18 protein-coding genes are annotated in these 19487 nt (G+C 35.6%); 10 read left to right on the top strand and 8 right to left on the bottom strand.

The features are described 5' to 3' along the window. Positions 1-11: 11 nt before the first annotated feature. Both C1638_RS15750 and C1638_RS15745 read left to right on the top strand, forming a co-directional pair. On the top strand, positions 12-1520 hold the full coding sequence (locus C1638_RS15750; RefSeq protein ID WP_109622483.1) for a RagB/SusD family nutrient uptake outer membrane protein: 1509 nt from the start codon (positions 12-14) through the stop codon (positions 1518-1520). A gap of 75 nt (positions 1521-1595) precedes the next feature. Next, positions 1596-3422 carry an alkaline phosphatase gene (locus C1638_RS15745; protein WP_109622481.1) on the top strand — a complete coding sequence of 609 codons (1827 nt, stop codon included), beginning with the start codon at positions 1596-1598 and terminating at the stop codon, positions 3420-3422. Positions 3423-3581: 159 nt separating this feature from the next. On the opposite strand, the gene C1638_RS15740 is transcribed toward C1638_RS15745, so the two are convergent. The 6 genes from C1638_RS15740 to C1638_RS15715 all read right to left on the bottom strand — a co-directional run bounded on the left by C1638_RS15740 (position 3582) and on the right by C1638_RS15715 (position 9066). Further along, complete coding sequence (locus tag C1638_RS15740; protein WP_109622479.1) at positions 3582-4580, bottom strand: phosphatidylinositol-specific phospholipase C; 999 nt, start codon at positions 4578-4580, stop codon at positions 3582-3584. Between the two features lie 160 nt (positions 4581-4740). Next, positions 4741-5424 carry a hypothetical protein gene (locus tag C1638_RS15735; protein WP_109622477.1) on the bottom strand — a complete coding sequence of 228 codons (684 nt, stop codon included), beginning with the start codon at positions 5422-5424 and terminating at the stop codon, positions 4741-4743. Positions 5425-5440: 16 nt separating this feature from the next. Then, entirely contained in the window at positions 5441-5929 is a 489-nt protein-coding gene (locus C1638_RS15730; RefSeq protein WP_109622475.1) for a hypothetical protein, read from the bottom strand. 82 nt (positions 5930-6011) lie between these two features. After that, the gene (locus C1638_RS15725; RefSeq protein ID WP_109622473.1) at positions 6012-7235 is read right to left on the bottom strand and encodes a 3-phosphoshikimate 1-carboxyvinyltransferase; all 1224 of its coding nucleotides are present in this window, start codon (positions 7233-7235) and stop codon (positions 6012-6014) included. A 95-nt stretch (positions 7236-7330) separates the two neighbouring features. Further along, positions 7331-7657, bottom strand: a complete 327-nt coding sequence (locus C1638_RS15720) for a nucleotide pyrophosphohydrolase (RefSeq protein ID WP_076355206.1) — start codon at positions 7655-7657, stop codon at positions 7331-7333. Continuing rightward, complete coding sequence (locus C1638_RS15715) at positions 7657-9066, bottom strand: hypothetical protein (protein WP_109622471.1); 1410 nt, start codon at positions 9064-9066, stop codon at positions 7657-7659. Before C1638_RS15715 ends, C1638_RS15720 begins: the two co-directional genes overlap by 1 nt. 185 nt (positions 9067-9251) lie before the next feature. On the opposite strand from C1638_RS15715, the gene C1638_RS15710 reads away from it, so the two are divergent. The 8 genes from C1638_RS15710 to C1638_RS15675 all read left to right on the top strand — a co-directional run bounded on the left by C1638_RS15710 (position 9252) and on the right by C1638_RS15675 (position 17992). Next, positions 9252-9503 (top strand): type B 50S ribosomal protein L31, encoded by a 252-nt coding sequence (locus C1638_RS15710; protein WP_027375398.1) that lies wholly within the window; start codon positions 9252-9254, stop codon positions 9501-9503. 322 nt (positions 9504-9825) lie between these two features. Continuing rightward, entirely contained in the window at positions 9826-10986 is a 1161-nt protein-coding gene (locus C1638_RS15705) for a putative sugar nucleotidyl transferase (RefSeq protein WP_109622470.1), read from the top strand. A gap of 99 nt (positions 10987-11085) precedes the next feature. After that, positions 11086-11595: a GFO_1088 family ECF-type sigma factor gene (locus C1638_RS15700; protein WP_109622468.1), complete on the top strand. Its 510-nt coding sequence runs from the start codon at positions 11086-11088 to the stop codon at positions 11593-11595. Then, positions 11570-12241 carry a hypothetical protein gene (locus tag C1638_RS15695; RefSeq protein WP_185140437.1) on the top strand — a complete coding sequence of 224 codons (672 nt, stop codon included), beginning with the start codon at positions 11570-11572 and terminating at the stop codon, positions 12239-12241. Before C1638_RS15700 ends, C1638_RS15695 begins: the two co-directional genes overlap by 26 nt. Before the next feature lie 47 nt (positions 12242-12288). Further along, complete coding sequence (locus C1638_RS15690; protein ID WP_109622466.1) at positions 12289-13569, top strand: DUF4252 domain-containing protein; 1281 nt, start codon at positions 12289-12291, stop codon at positions 13567-13569. A gap of 10 nt (positions 13570-13579) precedes the next feature. Beyond that, positions 13580-14080, top strand: coding sequence for a DUF4252 domain-containing protein (locus C1638_RS15685; RefSeq protein ID WP_109622545.1), 501 nt, complete (start codon positions 13580-13582; stop codon positions 14078-14080). 213 nt (positions 14081-14293) lie between these two features. Then, entirely contained in the window at positions 14294-15754 is a 1461-nt protein-coding gene (guaB, locus tag C1638_RS15680; RefSeq protein ID WP_109622464.1) for an IMP dehydrogenase, read from the top strand. Between the two features lie 372 nt (positions 15755-16126). Next, the gene (locus C1638_RS15675) at positions 16127-17992 is read left to right on the top strand and encodes a GEVED domain-containing protein (protein ID WP_109622462.1); all 1866 of its coding nucleotides are present in this window, start codon (positions 16127-16129) and stop codon (positions 17990-17992) included. A gap of 117 nt (positions 17993-18109) precedes the next feature. Here C1638_RS15675 and C1638_RS15670 read toward each other — a convergent pair whose 3' ends face one another. Both C1638_RS15670 and C1638_RS15665 read right to left on the bottom strand, forming a co-directional pair. Then, a complete protein-coding gene (locus tag C1638_RS15670; protein WP_109622460.1) occupies positions 18110-18793 on the bottom strand; it encodes a T9SS type A sorting domain-containing protein in 684 nt (227 codons plus the stop codon). A gap of 10 nt (positions 18794-18803) precedes the next feature. Further along, on the bottom strand, positions 18804-19397 hold the full coding sequence (locus tag C1638_RS15665) for a phage tail protein (protein WP_109622543.1): 594 nt from the start codon (positions 19395-19397) through the stop codon (positions 18804-18806). Positions 19398-19487 lie beyond the last annotated feature (90 nt).

Genomic DNA, 19487 nt, shown 5'->3' with positions numbered 1-19487 from the left:
AAAGTAAAAAGATGAAATTTTTCAATACAATAATTGTAATAACAGGGCTATCCGCATCATTGCTGTCATGCACCAATGAACTGGATATACAACCAGAGGGAACTCCAACGGAGGCTAGCTTCTGGAAAACAGAAAATGATCTGATTACCGGAGCTAACGCTATGTATAAGCCACTTTCTGATAGTGAATTCTATGGGCGAGGTTTCTTCTGGTTTATCAATGCCAGTGACGATATGGTAACAGGAAGATCAAAAAGTGAAGCGGATAATGTGAAGAATTTTAGCAGCAATTATATCGCAGCAGGAGATCTGGAAACACAATGGAATAAAAGGTATACTGTGATAGGAGTTGCAAACCGTGTTATTCGTAACGTTAATAATATTCAGGCTTCACAGGCGGTTAAAAATAAATATTTGGGAGAAGCTTTATTTATGAGCAGCAGAATGTATTTTGAACTTGCATATAGTTATGGAAATGAAAAGGCTGGTATTCCCATTGTAGACCGTACTAAAGAGCCGGATCCCAACCCTATTCCAAGAGCTGCCAATGTAATGGAAAACTACAATTACATTGTCAATGATCTGAAAAAAGCAGCTGAATTATTACCAAGCCAGGCAGAACTTCCGGCTAAAGATTACGGAAGGCCTCATAAAGCAGCGGCATGGGCACTTTTATCGAAAGTATATCTGTTTATGAAAGATTGGCAGAATGCAGCATACTGGGCAAATGAAGTAATGACAAAAGGAAACAGAAACCTGTTGAACAATTATGCAGATGTTTTCAAAGCCGAGAATAATTATAGCTCAGAATATATCTGGTCCATTCCAAGTACTCCTAAATTTAACTCAGTGGGAAGCATTCTTCCGGGAGTAATGTTAGAAAATAAAGGTTGGGGAGAATATAACGGATGGGGATATTTTCAGCCTACCAAAGAATTGTATGATGAATATGAAGCCGGAGACCTTAGAAGAGGTGCAACCGTTCTTAAACTAGGAGATAAATTCAATTTTAACGGAACAGAAAGAACGTATGCTTCTTCCAACTCTCTCACAGGATACCAGTTTAATAAATATATGGATGCCTTTAAATATCCGTTGAGCAGTGGCCATGTAAGTGCTAATGGAGACTATCCTTGTACAGATCTTGCCGTTCCGATTATGCGCTACGCTGAGGTTATCCTGATCAGGGCCGAAGCTTTGCTAATGTCAGGCGGAAATGCAGATGCAGAAATTAACCTGATTAGAAAACGTGCAGGGCTGGCCCCTAAAACCGGATGTACAATGGCTGATCTGAAACATGAAAGACGTTGTGAATTAGCTGGCGAATGGGCAGACAGACATAGAGATCTTGTACGTTGGGGAGATGCTCAGTCAAACTATGCTCAACCTTTACACGGGATAGACGGTAAAGTGGTATGGGCGGCAAGAAACTTCAATCCCGCAACTCATAATGTTTGGGCAGTTCCGCAGGCAGAAATTGTTAATAGCCACGGTGTTATTAAGCAAAACGAAGGTTGGTAAAATTTTAATCTTAAATAGTATTCACTATATCATTGCAGAAATATCTGTGATGATATAGTTTTTTAAACAGGTCTTATGAAATTATCAAAAATATTGGGATTGCTGGCTTTGGCAGTTTTTTCCGAAAATCAGGCACAGAATTATTTGAATTATAGCGTTGGGAATGCACATTCTCATAATGATTATATGCAGGAAATTCCTTTCTGGCAGGCTTATTATGCTAACTTTGGATCCATTGAAGCAGATGTTTTTCTAGTTAAGGGTAAACTCTGGGTAGCCCACACAGAAAAAGAACTTTCCGCAGACAGAACCCTTGAAAATCTTTATCTGGACAATATTTCAAAGCAAATAAAACAGAACAAAGGGAATATTTACCCTGACGCGAATAAAAAATTACAATTGCTTATCGATATCAAGCAGGATTATAAAACTACCTTGACTACCTTGGTCAGCACCTTGAAGAAATATCCTGAAATTACTGGTAACTCGGGAGTGAAAATTGTGATTACAGGGGGAAGACCTCAGCCTGCTGATTTTAAAAACTATCCCAATTATCTTTATTTTGATGGAGATCTTGATAAAAACTATTCTGCGGACCAGTTGAAAAGAGTGGGGATGTTCAGTGCAGATCTTCCTGAACTTGTAAAATGGAACGGAAAAGGAATTCCAAGGGATGAAGAAACTGAAAAGATAAAGAAAGCTGTAGATAAAGCCCATGTTCAACAAAAGCCCATGCGCTTTTACGGAGCTCCTGATTTTCCCAACGCTTGGGTGAATCTAATGGATATGGGAGTGGATTACATCAATACAGATCATATTCCGGATCTTAAAAAATTCATGAATACGATTCCGAAAAATTTCTACAAAAATACAAAGGAGTACGCCACGTATACTCCAACCTATAAAACAGACGGAATCAGTAAAAAGGTGAAAAATGTAATTCTTTTGATTCCGGACGGAACTTCCCTGCCCCAATACTATGCTGCTTTTACCGCAAATAAAGGAAAGCTAAATGTCTTTAATATGAAAGCAACCGGTTTATCCAAAACCAATTCATCCAATGCTTATGTGACAGACTCGGCGCCCGGATCTACAGCATTTGCAACAGGAGTAAAAACAAAAAACACATTTGTGGGCGTTGATGGTACAGGAAAAGCTCTGGCTCAGATTCCTGATATTATTTCTGCTAAAGGAATGGTATCCGGCCTTATTTCTACAGGTGATGTTACCGATGCTACTCCGGCAGATTTTTATGCACATTCAGATAACAGAAACAGTTCGGAGCCTATTTTAAAGGATTTCGCTCTTTCAAAAACTAAAATTTTGATCGGAGGTCCTACAAACGGATTAACAAAAGAAACTGAACAGAAGCTTAAAGAAGCAAAGGTCGATTTATTTCAAAATCTCAAATCTGTTGGAAAAATCAATAACCGCACTGTAGTTATTGATCCTCTGGCGTCACAAAGAATAACCAATGGAAGAGGAAACTGGCTGACTGATGCCTTTGATCTTACTTTAAATGATTTAAAGAACAATAAAAAAGGGTTCTTCATGATGGTGGAAGCTTCCCAGACTGATGGTGGCGGGCACAGCAATAATATAGAGCAATTAGTCACCGAATTACTGGATTTCGATCATGTAGTTGGGAAAGCCATGAAGTTTGCAGATGAAAACAAGGAAACATTAGTAATCGTTGTAGGAGACCATGAAACAGGTGGCTTAACCCTTTTGGATGGAAGCTTAAAAGATGGATGGATATTCGGAAACTTCAGTACAAACGATCATACCTCTATTCCGTCAAGTGTTTTTGCTTATGGTCCAAATTCAAAAGAATTCACAGGTCTGTTTGAAAATACAGAAATATTCAACAAAATACTCGCAGCCTATGGCATAGAAAAGTAACTCATATATTTCAATTTTATTCTTCAAAAAAATGTAGTCTTCAATAGCTGAGGACTGCATTTTTATTTTGAAACAACTTACACCATCGCCAATATGAGAAATATAAAAGGCTGCCTCAGTAAAGAAGCAGCCTATCAACTACAATTATATTTAACTACTTTAAAAATTAGTTTTAACAATAAGCTCTGCTAGCTCTGCATTCATAAAGTCTATTGGCATTGTTCCATAAGAACCATGGGTATTGGTTTGGAAGAATGTCTTAAGCTTAGGATTAATATTATTTGAAACGGTAGGAATGCTTGGGATTCCAAATATTCCTGGCTTATATCCGCTTGTAAAGTTGATGAAAAGTCTGTCGTTATTGCTATTTTTCGCTTCATTCAAAAGACTGGAAACCCCATTCCACTTATCATCATTATTAGTCACCTTATAATAATCCTGAACCTTAAGTGACGCACCTGGATTATTGATCTCAAATGTAGTGTTATCAGCCCAAGCCGTTGCATTAATTCCTTTTGCGGTTTCAGCAGAAAACCTCCTCAATAATCTGATCTTTCCTCTTACCTCTCCAAGAGTAGGAATATTTGTTCCCAGATTCCATTTTGATGGATTTTTCTGAACATAAGAATCAAAAGTTTTTTCGAAACTTCTGGTGGTATTGGAGGGATCATGCTCTTCCTTTACAGACATAATGATTGTTTCAGACGGATGGCTTTCCAGAAATGCATAGCAGGCATTAAGCACATCATCAAAGTTGAGGTTCTGATAAATAGGCCCATGATGAATGGTAAAAGAATTATCAATGTGTCTGCAGCGGATATCAAGAAAACGAACGCCGGCGTTAAGCTGTTCGCTGATGCTGAGATCTTGTGTTTTTGCTGTACCTGTTATTACAGGGGCATCTATACGTGCTCCGGAATCGTGCGTTCCAGGGATTGAGATTTTTGAAATTGAAATATTATCCTGAAGACCAGACATCCAGCTGCTCATTTGAATAGGAGCTAAAGAAGATGCCTTATAGCTTGCTTTTTCAATAGAAGTAAGGCTTGCTTCATTGGAATCTCTTTCAATAAGCCCATCTGAGCAGGAAAAAAAGACAGTTGCAGTAGCAATACTAAGGGTAAAAGTTTTTACATATTTCATGTGGTGCTTGAACATAGTTTATATTTTTAATTGTATTTAAAATTAAGAATATATCAAGCAGTGAGGAGTTAACTTAACTTTAAGAGAAGATTAAGTTGTTGAGAATAGAAAGAGAGCTACATCAAATAAAAAAATCTAAATAGGAGAAGTTTATTATAGCGTAAAAATTATAGCTCTAAAAAGAGAAATCTTCTTTCAACCCTGGAATTTTAAATTGATGTTTTCCGATTTTGAAATTTTCCATTTTTATAAGGTCTTGAAACTTATGGGTAAACTCTTTATAGAAATCTTTCGGTATTTTTTCGTTGTCATCACAAGATGAAAATTTCTTGTCAACAATAACTTTTCCTGTAGAAAAATTGATTTCATAGGTAAAATCAAATTCACAGGTGTCTGCAAAATTCTCAGATGAACCGATCAGGTAAAAATCACCATTCTGAAATCTGAAAGTATGCTTATACGTTAGAGTATGTCTGGAATTGGTATTAAATTCCTGCGTGATTGCAAGAACATTGGTTTTTATAGAAATTTTTGGTGGACTATTGTATTCAGGATAGAAGCCTGTACCACTAGAAAATATAAGGATAGAGCTTTCTTTCCATATCTTAAGTTTTCCATGATCTTGTTTCAGAATATAGAGAATCCTTTTAAAATCTTTATGTTCCGGATCATCTTTGTTTTCTGAAGCTTTTTGATCAGTCTCCAATATGATTACTGTTTCATCTTTTCCATCTTTATCCAGATCACCTTTCTCTTCTGTAATTTTTGTGTATCCTTTTGGAACCGAAAAGTCTTTCAGGTTTTGGGCATTAGAAAGGATGATGAATAAAATTGTAATAAGGGAAAACAGGTTTTTCATATAGATAATATTGAAATTATAATCCGGTATCTTCTTTTTCTATCAATCCGGATTCCTCTATATGGCACATACACCCTTTTATGGTTTTGTAAATTCCTGTAATATTAGTTTCCTTACCCTTACTATCTGTTACAGTGATTCCTGTAGAATAAGATTCATCCTCTGCATAATAACTCCTGAATAGCTGATACTGATATCCATTATTAGTAAACGTCAGATAATTAAGCTCCATTCCTGCATTTTGTTTTCCACCTCCTCTGGAATAAGAATTATACTTGAATTTTTTCCAGCTTTCTTTTGTTCTTTCCGAAGGAAACTCCATATCTACATGATTTTTACTTCCAAAACGGTACTGAATGTATTCATTCTTTTTATCCCTTACCAAAGTCATTTTCTTTCCTGATTTTGTTTCAAAGGAATACATAATTTCTTCATTGGGAAGAAGATACTGCGCCCAAATGGATAGGGGAAATGTTAAAGCAAATAGGATTAAATACTTTTTCATGAAATGGTGCTATTAATAAATGTGGTAATTTAAAAATTAACTGTTGAGCCTTTTTAAATTACCACATTCTAAAATTTTTAAATTATTGTATCGTCACACTGGCAAGATCTTCCCAGAACATCGGATAAGATTTCTCCACTACATCTTCATCCTCAATATTGAGTTCCTTAATCAGGCAGAACGGAGCAAAGCTCATGGCCATTCTATGATCCTGATAGGTCTTGATAGAAATATGTTCCTCAGGTTCCCCAAAGCTTACAGAATCAATAGTTAGATCCGTAATTTTGGTGTCAGTACCCAGTTTTTGCAGTTCATTGTATAAAGCCTGAAGTCTGTCGGTTTCCTTTACCCTTAATGTTCCAAGGCCTGATATTTCAAAAGGTATTTTTAATGCTGCTGCCGTTACGCAAAGAGTTTGAGCAATATCCGGACAGTTATTCATATCCAGAATAATTTTTTCAGGAAAAGAAAAATCAGGTTGAGGTTCTAGTGTCAGTTTGTGTTCATCCTCAGAGAATGTTGTTTTAATTCCGAAGAAATCCTCGTAAATTTTTGCAATCGCAGAATCACCCTGAGTTGATGATTTGTAGAAACTTTTCAGATGAATGGTTTCTCTTCCCAAAGCACAGATCGAGTAGAAGTAGGAAGCCGAGCTCCAGTCACTTTCAACCTCATAGCTTACCACTGCAGTTGCATTGTCAGGATGAAAAGGTTCTACCTTAATAGTATTTCCTTCAAAGCTATTTTTAATTCCAAATCTTGTCAGAATATCAAGCGTCATTTCAATATAAGACCTTGACGTTACTTCACCTACAAGATGAATTTCCAAACCGTTTTCAAGTTTTCCTGCAATAAGTAACAGAGAAGTAATAAACTGGCTTGAAATATTAGCCGGAACATTTACCGAAGTTTGAGTAATCTTTTTGCCTGTGATTTTTAAAGGTGGGAAACCTTCATTTTCCAGATATTCAATCTCTACACCAAGATCGACTAAGGCGTTCACTAAATTCTTAATAGGTCTTTCTTTCATTCTTCCGGAGCCGGTAAGGATAGTTGTTTTTCCTTCCTGAATAGAATAATAGGAAGTAAGAAAACGCATGGCCGTTCCTGCATGGTGAATGTCCACCACATCTGTGTTTTCAGATAATGCTTTCTTTAGTAATTGGGTATCCTGAGAATTGGATAAGTTCCCGATTTTAATAGTACTAAATAAACTTTCCAAAATCAATAAACGATTCGAAATACTTTTCGAACCGCTGATTTGTACTGTCTTATTGGCTATTAATTTTGATTTTTCTAGCTTCATTATTTCTTCAGATTTAAGAAGTAAGACATCAGATAACAGAAATCAGTTGACAGTTTATTGCTGATTATTTGAGAACTGTTATCTGAGAACTTTCTCTATTTTAATTTTTCATTATTCTGATGCCGTTCCTTGTCACGGTCAGTTTTAATCTTCATTTTCTTGTCAAATGCTTCCTGTAGATTCACTCCGGTCTGATTGGCCAGACATAACGTTACAAAAAGTACATCTGCGAGTTCTTCTCCCAGATCTTTGGTTTTGTCACTTTCCTTTTCGCTCTGTTCACCATATCTTCTTGCGATGATTCTGGCTACTTCACCTACTTCCTCAGTCAGCATAGCCATATTGGTCAACTCATTAAAGTATCTTACACCGATGGTTTTGATCCATTCATCAACCTGTTGTTGTAATTGGGTAATTTCCATTATTGATAAGCTCCAAGAGTAGGATTAGTGGTTCTGGATACATTTGCAATATCAAAAGGTACAGTTCCTGCTACAGAAACATTTCCTTTTCCGATAGCCGGAGAAGTGGTTTTTACCCTTAAGTTCATTTTGGCCATAAAATAGTTCACAAACTCAGGGTCCACATTTCTAATCGTTTGCACGATATTTATATTATTATCAAAAGTGAAACCAGCTTCGGATGGACCAGAATATTTTATTAAACAATTCTGAATAAGGTATTCAAACTGTTGTCCGGGTGTAGGTTCAAGCTGAACAGAATTATCTCTGTCAGAATAAACAATACTGTTTCTTATATTAAGTTGCTGTAAAGCACCCTGTTCTGTTTGGCCTGCATCATTTTTCCACTCATTCGTAGCGAAGATTCCATTTCTGTCGAATGTTCCCATTGATTTAGAATAGTTGGCAATTGTTGCATGGGTATAATTATGATTTCCACCTTTGAAAATTCCGATACATGATAAACCACAATTGTTCATAACAAGATTGTTGGCCGTTACCTTAGAATTTACCGCATAGATTCCATATTCAAAGAAAGTATGGATGAATGAATTGGTGATGGACGCGTTGGTTTGTTTCATTTCCAGACCTCTTGTTCCACCAAAGAGTCTTGCATGATTCATATTAAGGATAGAATTGGCTTCCATTCTAATGGAATTCCAGTTTTTAGAAATAGTATCATAATAAGGATCATTTCTGTCCCCACGAAGAATTACTTGGTTATCCTTTGTTCCGTTAATATTTAAAACCGCGTTGGAAGAAACTTTCATTCCACTGTTTTTATGGAAATATACCTTAGTACCCGGATCTATATCTAAAGTTACATTAGGAGCAAGGCTAAGATCCCCGTAGATAATCTTTGCCTTATTATTAGCCCATGTTGTAGAACTGGAAATTATATTAGGATTGGTTGGCGTCTGAATAAAAAATTCTGCATCCTGAACGACTGAAAATAGCGTAACATGCTGCTGTCCGGTAGGTCCTGAAAAAAGAACTCTGTCCTCAGCAATGGCTTCAGGTCCGGTTGCCTGTGGTGCTATCTCAACATATATATAGAGACTGTCTTTTTTTCTCAAAGGAACATCCTTAAAATCATATCCTGGCTTCCCATCTACATTAATTCTATATAATGATGCAGCTCCTTTTTCAAGATTTACTCTTGGGATAAGAATGTCTTTGTCTTCATTATTATATACCTTTACTACATAGGTTTCTGAACGTACCTGGTGATATACCGTGTCACAGAATACCGTGTCTCTTGAAAATCTTAACTCCTGTGAGGGAGCATCAAAGGTAATATCATCCTTATTACATGATACTGTAACAAGTAGCATCCAAAAAGAAAAAGCCAGTAATAATTTGAATTTCATCGAAATTAAAGTTTAAGTAAGTTCCAAATTTAACGAAAATACTTTGAATTTCTTATCATTAAAAAAATATTGGATTCAGTATTTGGAAATTAGAAAAAATGTTGTATTTTTGCAACCTAAAATTTAGCAGAGAAATATCCATTACTATTTCGAAAGCAAACTTAATTTTTTTAAAAAAAAGTATTATGAAAAACGGAATCCACCCAGAAAATTATAGACTTGTTGTTTTCAAAGATATGAGTAACGACGAGGTGTTTCTTTGCAAGTCTACTGCAGAAACAAAAGACACGATCGAGTTCGAAGGACAAGAGTATCCTCTAATCAAAATGGAAATCTCTTCAACTTCTCACCCTTTCTATACTGGTAAAGTGAAATTAGTTGACACTGCAGGTAGAGTTGATAAGTTCATGAACAAATACAAAAAATTCGCTAAGTAATTTTTTGAAATTAAAAATATAAAAGTCTTCCAGTTTTGGGAGACTTTTTTTATGCTATAAATTTGAGCTATTGTTTATTGTAAGCTGGTCTAATAGAATGTAATTTGGATCGGACTTTAGCTCGGTTTACAAAAAACAGATTCATCCATCGCCCTGAATTAAAACTTATTTTTAATGTACAGGTCCGTATTTCAACTTCTCACATCTTTTCGTATTTTTGTTTTATACAGAATTTAGAGAATACAATTGTTTTTAGGGTCCAAAATCTCCAATTTCAATTCCAACATCTAGATTCTAACCATTAATCTCTAATTTCTAAAAAATGCAATTAGTATTTTCAGACGCACAATATTGGGAAGATTTTCTTCCACTTACATTTACCCGACCGGTTGCAGCAATGCGATGTGGTATTCTTACATTTTCAGAGAGATGGCAGAAAATTCTGGAGAATACCGAGGTTTCTTATTTTACAGAAATGTATCTGCAGGATAAATTTAAAGCTCCTGAAGAAAAAGAAAGTCTTTTTCTCGTACCGAATTTCCTGCCTACAGAAACAGTAATTCAACAGATTAAAGATCTTAAACAAGGAGAAGCTTTAGTTTACGAAGATGAATTGGTGGCGGCGAAAATTAATATGAAAGGGTTTTCCTTACATCAGATTGAAAAAATGACTGATATTAAAGAAGAACTTATTTTCTTTAAAAAACCAACCGACTTATTTACTTATAACCATCACGCAATTGATTTTGATTTTGACCTGATTACCAAAGGAAGAACTTCGCAAGAATTATCTTCAACTAACGGCTTTTTAGGAGACAAAAAAGATTTGTTTATTGAAGAAGGTGCTCAAATTGAATTCTCAACATTAAATACCAAGACCGGTAAGATCTATGTTGGTAAAAATGCTGAGGTTATGGAGGGTTGCAATCTCCGTGGACCTATTACATTGGGTGATGACTCTAAATTTAACCTTGGATCAAAAATTTATGGAGCAACAACCATTGGCCCGCACTGTAAAGTAGGAGGAGAGGTAAATAATATTATCATCTTCGGATATACAAGCAAAGGGCACGAAGGGTTTATAGGAAACTCCGTAATTGGAGAGTGGTGTAATTTTGGAGCAGATACCAACTCTTCCAACCTTAAAAATAACTACAGCCACGTTAAGTTATGGAACTATAGAACCAAGGCCTTTGAAGATACAGGACTACAGTTTGCTGGTCTGATTGTGGGAGATCACTCCAAGACAGCAATCAATACCCAATTGAATACAGGAACGGTAATTGGAGTGGCTTCCAATATTTTCAAACCGGGTTTTCCACCCAATCTTGTGGAGAACTTCTCATGGGGAGGATTAAAGGATGATGAAAAATTCAGATTAGATAAAGTTTATGAAGTAGCAGAAAGAGCTATGGCAAGAAGAAAAGTCCCTCTAGCAGAGGAAGATAAAGCTATTCTGAAACATATTTTTGATACGTATTAATCTAGTTATAATAAAAACTTCAATTTTTTTTGAAGTTTTTTTATTTTTGATGTAATAGATTTGAAACAGCAGTTGTCTTACCTATAAGAAACAAAACTCATGACCCAAGAAACTTTCAAGAATACGGTGTTTATTCTCAAAGACGAGATGTATCGTTTTGCGAAGCGATTCGTCATGAGTAGTGATGAGGCAGAAGATGTAGTACAGGACCTTATGATAAAGTTTTGGCAGAAAAGGGATGAACTTGAGCAATTTGGAAACTTTAAATCCTATGCGCTGAAGTCTGTTCGTAATGAATGCCTGAACCGGCTGAAACATCACGATGTGAAGATCGGCTTTGCGGATATGCAGCTTCATCGGTCAGAGCTTTACAGTATGGAAGTTGATAACCTTAAGGACTATATTATAGGATTTATCAATCAGCTCCCCGAAAAACAGAAGATGGTCATCCACTTGAAAGATGTAGAAGAGTATGATGTTTCCGAAATTTCTGAAATGCTGGAAATGGAGGAAAATGCAGTAAGGGTAAACCTTATGCGAGCGAGACAAAAAGTAAAAGAACAAATCTCACAACTGATGAGCTATGAAAAAAGATCAATTACAAGATAAATACAACGAAGTCTTCCAGAATATAAAGGAAGAAAAAATGGACTGGAGCTTTGAAGATTTTCTTCAGAAAGCAGAAAGTGCAGAACCCGAAGAAAATACAACTCCAATTATTCCATTGGAAGAAACGAAAAAGCCCTCCTTTCCCAAATGGTTTTGGATGGCGGCCAGTGTAATGTTGGTCTTTGGTATCGGATTTTTCCTTAAGAATAATTCCGGAATAGTAGGCCAGGATCAGGAAAGTCTAGTTAAAAATGAAGTGTTGAAACAGAAATCTGGTTTTATTGAAGAAAATAATAATCATAATGAGCAGGTGGCAGTGAATCATACTGATTCTATTTCAGGAACCAAGAAAGACTCTATCTTTCATGAAAATAATGTAGCTGAAAAAGATGTTATGGATGAAATATTGCCAAAAAGAGGTAGGCTTAAAAGGGAAAAAAAGCCAAGATATGCTGATAATTCTCTTTTTAAAAATAATAAATCTAAAGATTCTACAGGGTATGAAAATTCCTATGTCATTGTAAACGGGAAAAAAATTGACAATGTAGAAGAAGCAATTAATGTAACAAAATACTCATTTCAGATATTTGCAAATAACGTTAGTGAAAAATTGGCACAGCCTACGGTGGTAGATGATGATTATTAATCAGAACAACAGTTGCTATCATTAACTTAAAAAAATAAAATTGACTCATGAAAAAACTATTCATAATATTCGCTCTTGCTTTTTCCCATTTCTTTAATGTATATGGACAAAAAGATAAATTTGACCAACTATTTGATAAATATCAAGAGGTAGAAGGAGTAACCTCCATTAAGATTGCTAAACCAATGTTCGGGATGCTTAGCAGTCTCAATATTGATGACTCCCAGCTAGATCAGATTAAGCCGCTATTGTCAAAGATTAACGGACTTAAGATTCTAATCACTGAAAATCAGGAAAAGGGAAATACTGCTGAGGGACGAAAGATTCAAACGAATATGTCTCAGCTGAGTAAAGATATTTCTTCTTACTTAAAGAATCTGAACTATAGCGAAATTATGTCGGTGAATAATGCCGGAGCTAAAGTGAAGTTTTTATCCGCAGAAGCTAAAAATGGTATTCTGGATGATCTGTTATTAAGCATTGACGGAGGAAGCGGGGAAAGTATTTTTGTAATGCTTGACGGAAAACTGTCTATGGACGATGTAAGTAAGATCATTAATTCTAGTGAAACCAAAAAGAATCCAATTTCCAACACAAGAAATAATCTTACCTCAGATAATAATTCGTCTTACCTTAACGGGGAAGCCAGAAACGTAGGTGATTTTTCAGGGATCCGAGTAAGTACTGGCGTAAACGTAATCTTTAAACAAGAAAAACCAGCCAGTGTAAAAGTGATTGCTGATTCTGATAAATTAGAATACATTATTACCAAGGTGGAGAATGGTATTTTAAAAATTTATATTGATAATAAAGGGGTAAGAAATCTGAGATTTAAAAATTTAAGCGTCAACGTATCCTCTCCAAGAATGGAAGATATTGATGTATCCTCTGGCTCTAACCTTACTATTGTAAACTCTATCCAGGAAAAAAACATGAAAATTGATGCTTCATCCGGGTCTAATATTACCGGTGATTTTAAAATATCAAATGCCGCAACCATTTCTGTATCTTCAGGATCAAACATCAGAGCAGGGATTACAGCTGGAAATATTGGTATTAAAAGTTCAAGCGGCTCCAATATCAGTTTGAGTGGAAAAGCAGATTCAGGAACCATCGATATCAGTAGTGGAGCATTGTGCAAGGCAGATGATCTGAAATTTACCTACCTTGAAACGGAGGCTACATCAGGAGGGAATCTTACCGTAAATGTATCTGATAAACTGAAAGTAAGAGCATCTTCTGGAGGATCTGTAAGGTATAAAGGAAGACCTGAAATAGATGCGAACATCAGCAAAACCTCAGGAGGATTATTAAAACCAATGGACTAAAATGATCACCATGAAAACTCTTAAAACTCTTTTTCTTGCTATCCTGACAATAGGAATGCTTCAATCCTGTATTGTTTCGGAAAAACCTAATATGGCTTTCTTTTCGGATTCCGGCTATAATTTTAAGGATGCCAAGTTTACAAGCTTTAATGTGCCATTGCTATTGGCTAAGCCATATATCAAAAGGGCTCTAAGAAAAGATGGAGAAAGTGAAGACCTCATCAGGCTTATCGCAAAGGTTTCTAAAATAAAAATCCTTACGGTAGAAAACGGAAGTAAAGAGATGCTGAATGATTATGCTAAGTTTTTAAATAATAATCATTATGAAGACTGGGCAACCATAAAGCATAATGGTGAAAATGTAAACCTGCGTGTAAAGCAAAAGGGGGAGGCTATAAAAAACATGTTGATTACAGTAAACTCGGAAAAAGAATTGGTTTTTGTAGACGTAAAAGGGAACTTTACACCTGATGATATTTCAAAAATGATTAATTCCGTTTCAGATAAATAAGAAATGATTTTAAGAGTATCTTTTTCTTAAATCATAAGAAAAATTAATTGTTGCAAGTAGTTTCAGACATACTAAATTTATTTTGTAAAGGAAAACCGCTCTTAAAAAGAGCGGTTTTTCGATTTAACTTGTTGATTATTAATTTTTATTTAAACTATTAAAAATGATTTTCATATGTCATTAAAATAACCTAATTTTGCAAAGAAAGTAAAGATGTCTATTCATAACAAAATTGTAGAGACAGCCATCACTTTCGATGACGTTCTTCTAGTCCCTTCTTATTCAGAAGTTTTACCTAACCAGGTTTCATTAAAATCAAGACTTACCGACAAAATCACGCTGAATGTTCCGATAGTTTCCGCTGCGATGGACACTGTTACTGAAGCTGATCTGGCAATTGCATTAGCAAGAGTTGGAGGGTTAGGCTTTATTCACAAAAACATGACGATTGCCGATCAGGCAGCGCAAGTAAACCGTGTGAAACGTTCCGAAAATGGAATGATTTCCGATCCGGTAACCCTTTCAAAAGATCATACTTTAGCAGAGGCTAAAGAAATGATGTCGAAGTTTAAAATTTCAGGTCTTCCGGTAGTAGATCCAAATAATGTTCTTATTGGAATTATCACCAACAGAGATGTAAAGTATCAGGAAAATCTTGATATGAAAGTCGAAGAGATTATGACCAAAGAAAACTTAATCACTTCAGACAAAGATACCAACCTTGAAAAAGCAAAGGAAATCCTTCTTAAAAACAGAGTGGAAAAATTGCCTATCGTAGATAAGGATAATAAACTTGTTGGATTAATTACCATTAAAGATATTGATAATCAGCTTGAATATCCAAATGCTAATAAAGATCAAAACGGTCGCCTTATTGTAGGTGCCGGAGTTGGAGTTGGAGAAGATACATTGGATAGAATTCAGGCGCTTGTTAAAGCAGGTGTAGATATTATTGCAATTGATTCTGCCCACGGACATTCTAAAGGAGTACTGGACAAAATTTCTGAAATCAGAAAAACTTATCCAAACCTTGATATTGTAGGAGGAAATATTGTAACGGCTGATGCAGCAAAAGATCTTATCAAGGCTGGGGCAAATGTCCTTAAGGTAGGAGTTGGTCCAGGTTCTATCTGTACAACTAGAGTAGTTGCAGGAGTTGGAGTACCACAGTTGTCAGCTATTTATAATGTATACGAATATGCGAAGTCTCAAAATGTAACCGTAATTGCTGATGGAGGAATTAAGCTTTCCGGAGATATCGTAAAAGCTATTGCAAGTGGAGCAGGAGCAGTAATGCTAGGATCTCTTTTAGCAGGTACTGATGAGGCGCCAGGAGAAGAAATTATCTTCCAGGGAAGAAAATTCAAGTCTTACCAAGGAATGGGAAGTCTTTCTGCAATGAAGAGAGGAGGAAAAGAAAGATATTTCCAAAGTGAAGCTAAAAAATTCGTTCCGGAAGGAATCGAAGGAAGAGTACCACATAAAGGAAAATTAGAGGATGTAATCTTCCAATTGACAGGTGGTCTAAGAGCCGGTATGGGATATTGTGGAGCCAAGGATATTGAAGTTCTACAAAAAGATTCCAAATTGGTAATGATTACAGGAAGCGGATTGAAAGAATCGCACCCACATGATGTAATTATTACACAGGAAGCTCCAAATTATTCTTTGTAAATAATAATTTAAATAATACAGTAAAAGCCGCACATTTGTGCGGCTTTTACTGTATGTAGAATTAGATTTAATTAAATTTTTTACTATTTTTTGTATTGATTATGAGTTAGTTGTTTTAATGTGTTGTGTTTTTAATAAATTGTTTAAAAAGTGAATTTTCGATTAATTTTAATTTTTTATAATTTTATTTTTAAAATAATATTTGAATTATTATCAAATAAAAAAAATAAAAAGTGTAACAAAAAAGAGTTTTTTTCTACTTACTGTATTAAATATTTGAATTTTATCCATTTTTAGCTAATGTATATAATATATATCTAGTTTTACTTTGGGTAAGTTTGTGAATTAAAAAAACTTTTAAAAATTATTGAAATGAAGAAAACTTTCCTTTATGGTGCAATGTTATTTTCCCTTACATTATCAGCACAACAAAAAAAAAACTGGTGTGACTTTGATACTGAGCAAAGAGGGAATAAAAAACAGAATCAGGAAATTGACGAAATGATTCGCAATATCCGTAACCGCATTGTGACGTCCAATCAGAACAGCAATGCGAAGAATGGAGGTGCTTTTAAAACTGTGAATGGAGTTTACGAAATTCCAGTGGTTGTACATGTGATAGCGCCTACTGACGCTGCTATAGGTTCTGATTATAATAAAAGTGATGCTCAAATTCAGGCATGGTTGGATCGTTGTAATGCAATGTATGCAGGTACTTATCAATGGGCTCAGGGAGTTCCTGCTGATTTTGGAAATGCAGCTACAATGCCAATAAAATTAGTTTTGGCTAAAAGAGATCCTAGTTGTAATGCAACTACAGGGATCATCAGATACAATGGAGGTACACTTACAGGGTATAATAATTATGGAGTAAAACGTAATGGAGCAAATGGAGTTACTACTGCACAGGTAAAAACGATTGCTCCCCATTGGCCGGAAGCTTCTTATTTTAATATCTATATTATGAATAAAGTAGATGGTGGTGGGCAATACGGAATTATGGGATGGGCAGGACTACCTCAAAATCCTGATTCTTCATACGAATCTTTCATGAAATCTTTTGTAGTGACGCTACAGGATGATATTACTTTAGCTCATGAGTTTGGGCATAGTATGGGATTACTTCATACTTTTGGAAATGTAAACCCCGATGCCCCACAAGGAGATACTACTACTAATTTTTGTCCACCAACTACTAACGATTGCTCTGTAGATGATGATGGGGTTTGTGATACAGAAAGATCAAGAAGTTTACTTAATGATCCGGCACCTACCAATAATGATATGAATTATTGTACAGGGACCAATTATCAGGGGGTACAGTATAATATGATGAATTATACAAACCCGAAAGCATTCAAATTTACAGACGGGCAACATGACAAAGCAGCTCTTAATTTCTTCTTATTAAGAGGAGCGTTAAGTACTTCATTAGGGGCAACTGCACCTTCTGCTATTACTTCGATTGGAACTCCTATTGCTGCTACATGTAATCCAACTGGGGTAATAACTCCTGCTAATTATTTTGTAGGACCTACTTTAGTAAAGTTAGGAAATATAAATAACGGTTCTGTAGGATATTGGGCTGGTGCACCTAAATTTTATGAAGATTATACAGGGGCAAGCTGCTTGAAAGCTACATCTACTGAACTTTCAGCAGCTGGTACACATAATCTTCAGATTAACGTGTCAGGTTCAGAGAATGATGTGAGAGTTTGGATTGATTTTAATAATAACGGAACATTTGAAGCTTCTGAGCTTGTTGGTTCTGGTGACAATATTGTTGCGGATCCAGCTACAGCAATAGGTTCCTACAGTACTACAGTTACAGCTCCTGCTACAGCAGTACTTAATACTCCACTTAGAATGAGAGTGCTTGTAGATGATGAGAATCCAGGTATGTCTCCTTGTGGACAATTAAAGTATGGTCAGATTGAAGATTATACAGTGAAATTTGTTACCAACCTAGGAACAAGTGAGGTGAAAGCTGATAATGGTGATTTAACAATTTACCCTAACCCTGTTGCTACGGGAGATAAAGTTTTTATCAAGGCTAAAAATGCTAAGAATTTGAAAGTTTCAATTTCTGATATGGCAGGAAGATTGGTGGCAAGTCCATCGGTATCTGAAGAAGGAAATGGTGTTTTCAAAGTAAACCAGCAGCTTGAAAAAGGAGTTTATATGATTCAGGTTTCTAACGGAAAAGAGAACAAAACTTCTAAATTGATTATTAAATAGTTTTAATCAATATAAAAAAAAGAATGCCTCCGTTTTAAGGAGGCATTTTTTTTGGTACTAATAATAAAAACTTTTGAAATTCCTGAAAACCTATGCAAATTTTCAAAGAAGCATTATTTATTTTTTTAAAAATTTAAATTCATAAGATTGAAAACTTTTAGTTGTAATTCTTAATATATACATTCCTGAAATAAGCTGTGAAATATTAATTCTTGAATCAAAATTTTCAGATCTTATGAGTCGTCCGTCGATATTATAAATTTGAATAGTCTGGCCATCATCAATGCCTGAAACTCTAATGATGTCCACGACTGGGTTGGGATAGATTTGGATTTTACTTTTTGTAAGTTCGAGGGTTCCTAATGTAGGACTCTGAATATCACCTGTCATTATTGAATTTACAGAATTCAGATTTCCTCCACATTGACCGTTTGTTTCTGCAATATTTTCAATCCAAGAGCCAATACTATTGCCAGGAGGTAAAGCAAGCGCATTATTCCCTGTTGAATTATAATACATTAGGGTAGGATTGCTAAAGGTTCCGTTTCCTTCATCTGCAAGAAATTCCCATCTCGTTAAAGTGTTATTCCACTGAATTTTAAACTCACAGCTTCCTAGTCCTCCACAAGGCTGTCCATCAATAGGAGTTGTCATATAAATATTTTTACTGTTTGAATCCGTACCGGTTTTATTGAAAATAAAATTCTGATTATCAAACAGGTTATGACATCCATTAAAGGTTATTGTTTGGGCTGTAGCTGAGCCTACAAAAGCCAAACATAATAAATAGAGATATCTCATGACAATTAGATTAGTTGTGTGATGGAAAAATGCCATTCAGTGCAATGATACACTTTAAGGTAATAAAAGGTGGCCTGTTTTCATGAGGTTGGTTTCCTCCAGTCGGCTTTATCATGGAGCTTCCCATCGTTGTATTGGATGTTGTGTCAGAATATTCCTTGTCAAGAAGCTTTGTATCTGCAGGAATATTACCGGTAGGAGTATTTTGATTCCCCTCGGCGGTTACAGCACTTACTGTATGAGAATGAGCCGGCATTTGTGTAACTGTTAATGTTACGCTTTCTGCTCCGCCGATTTCTCCCATAGTGTAGGTAGTTCCACTCGAGGCGCTTTGACCACTATGGACAAGTACTCTTCCTCTCATGTCTGGCAATGCGAATGTTGTGGTTCCATTACCACCATAAGTAGTTCCTAGAAGTGAGAAAAGAGCCGTATTTTGTGCAATCGACATAATCTGTCCGTTGCATTCAGCCCATCCTAGCGGGGCAAAATTATAAGGCACAAATGCAATTTGTCCTAAAAAAGGGTCTGAACCTTGAGCTTTTAATGCTGGAGAAACTGTACAGCTAATAAGCAGTACCCATGTGAAAAGTAAATTTTTCATGATCATTTATTTTTGGTAGTATAAAATTAAAAATAAAAACCCTCTCAGAATTAACTAAAAGGGTTGAATTTTTAAATGAGTTTTGCTATT

The sequence above is a fragment of the Chryseobacterium oncorhynchi genome (assembly GCF_002899895.1).
GTDB classification, from domain to species: domain Bacteria; phylum Bacteroidota; class Bacteroidia; order Flavobacteriales; family Weeksellaceae; genus Chryseobacterium; species Chryseobacterium oncorhynchi.
The sequence above is the reverse complement of the archived record's forward strand: the minus strand, read 5'-3'. Positions and strand labels throughout refer to the sequence as shown.

What these genes read in the sequence shown, in the direction of transcription:
- C1638_RS15690 (WP_109622466.1), top strand. Translation starts at nt 12,289, where the DNA reads ATGAAAAAACTATTCATAATATTCGCTCTTGCTTTTTCCCATTTCTTT.
- C1638_RS15730 (WP_109622475.1), bottom strand. Translation starts at nt 5,929, where the DNA reads ATGAAAAAGTATTTAATCCTATTTGCTTTAACATTTCCCCTATCCATT.
- C1638_RS15685 (WP_109622545.1), top strand. Translation starts at nt 13,580, where the DNA reads ATGAAAACTCTTAAAACTCTTTTTCTTGCTATCCTGACAATAGGAATG.
- C1638_RS15700 (WP_109622468.1), top strand. Translation starts at nt 11,086, where the DNA reads ATGACCCAAGAAACTTTCAAGAATACGGTGTTTATTCTCAAAGACGAG.
- C1638_RS15665 (WP_109622543.1), bottom strand. Translation starts at nt 19,397, where the DNA reads ATGAAAAATTTACTTTTCACATGGGTACTGCTTATTAGCTGTACAGTT.
- C1638_RS15675 (WP_109622462.1), top strand. Translation starts at nt 16,127, where the DNA reads ATGAAGAAAACTTTCCTTTATGGTGCAATGTTATTTTCCCTTACATTA.
- C1638_RS15705 (WP_109622470.1), top strand. Translation starts at nt 9,826, where the DNA reads ATGCAATTAGTATTTTCAGACGCACAATATTGGGAAGATTTTCTTCCA.
- C1638_RS15715 (WP_109622471.1), bottom strand. Translation starts at nt 9,066, where the DNA reads ATGAAATTCAAATTATTACTGGCTTTTTCTTTTTGGATGCTACTTGTT.
- C1638_RS15750 (WP_109622483.1), top strand. Translation starts at nt 12, where the DNA reads ATGAAATTTTTCAATACAATAATTGTAATAACAGGGCTATCCGCATCA.
- C1638_RS15740 (WP_109622479.1), bottom strand. Translation starts at nt 4,580, where the DNA reads ATGTTCAAGCACCACATGAAATATGTAAAAACTTTTACCCTTAGTATT.
- guaB (WP_109622464.1), top strand. Translation starts at nt 14,294, where the DNA reads ATGTCTATTCATAACAAAATTGTAGAGACAGCCATCACTTTCGATGAC.
- C1638_RS15720 (WP_076355206.1), bottom strand. Translation starts at nt 7,657, where the DNA reads ATGGAAATTACCCAATTACAACAACAGGTTGATGAATGGATCAAAACC.
- C1638_RS15670 (WP_109622460.1), bottom strand. Translation starts at nt 18,793, where the DNA reads ATGAGATATCTCTATTTATTATGTTTGGCTTTTGTAGGCTCAGCTACA.
- C1638_RS15695 (WP_185140437.1), top strand. Translation starts at nt 11,570, where the DNA reads ATGAAAAAAGATCAATTACAAGATAAATACAACGAAGTCTTCCAGAAT.
- C1638_RS15725 (WP_109622473.1), bottom strand. Translation starts at nt 7,235, where the DNA reads ATGAAGCTAGAAAAATCAAAATTAATAGCCAATAAGACAGTACAAATC.
- C1638_RS15710 (WP_027375398.1), top strand. Translation starts at nt 9,252, where the DNA reads ATGAAAAACGGAATCCACCCAGAAAATTATAGACTTGTTGTTTTCAAA.
- C1638_RS15735 (WP_109622477.1), bottom strand. Translation starts at nt 5,424, where the DNA reads ATGAAAAACCTGTTTTCCCTTATTACAATTTTATTCATCATCCTTTCT.
- C1638_RS15745 (WP_109622481.1), top strand. Translation starts at nt 1,596, where the DNA reads ATGAAATTATCAAAAATATTGGGATTGCTGGCTTTGGCAGTTTTTTCC.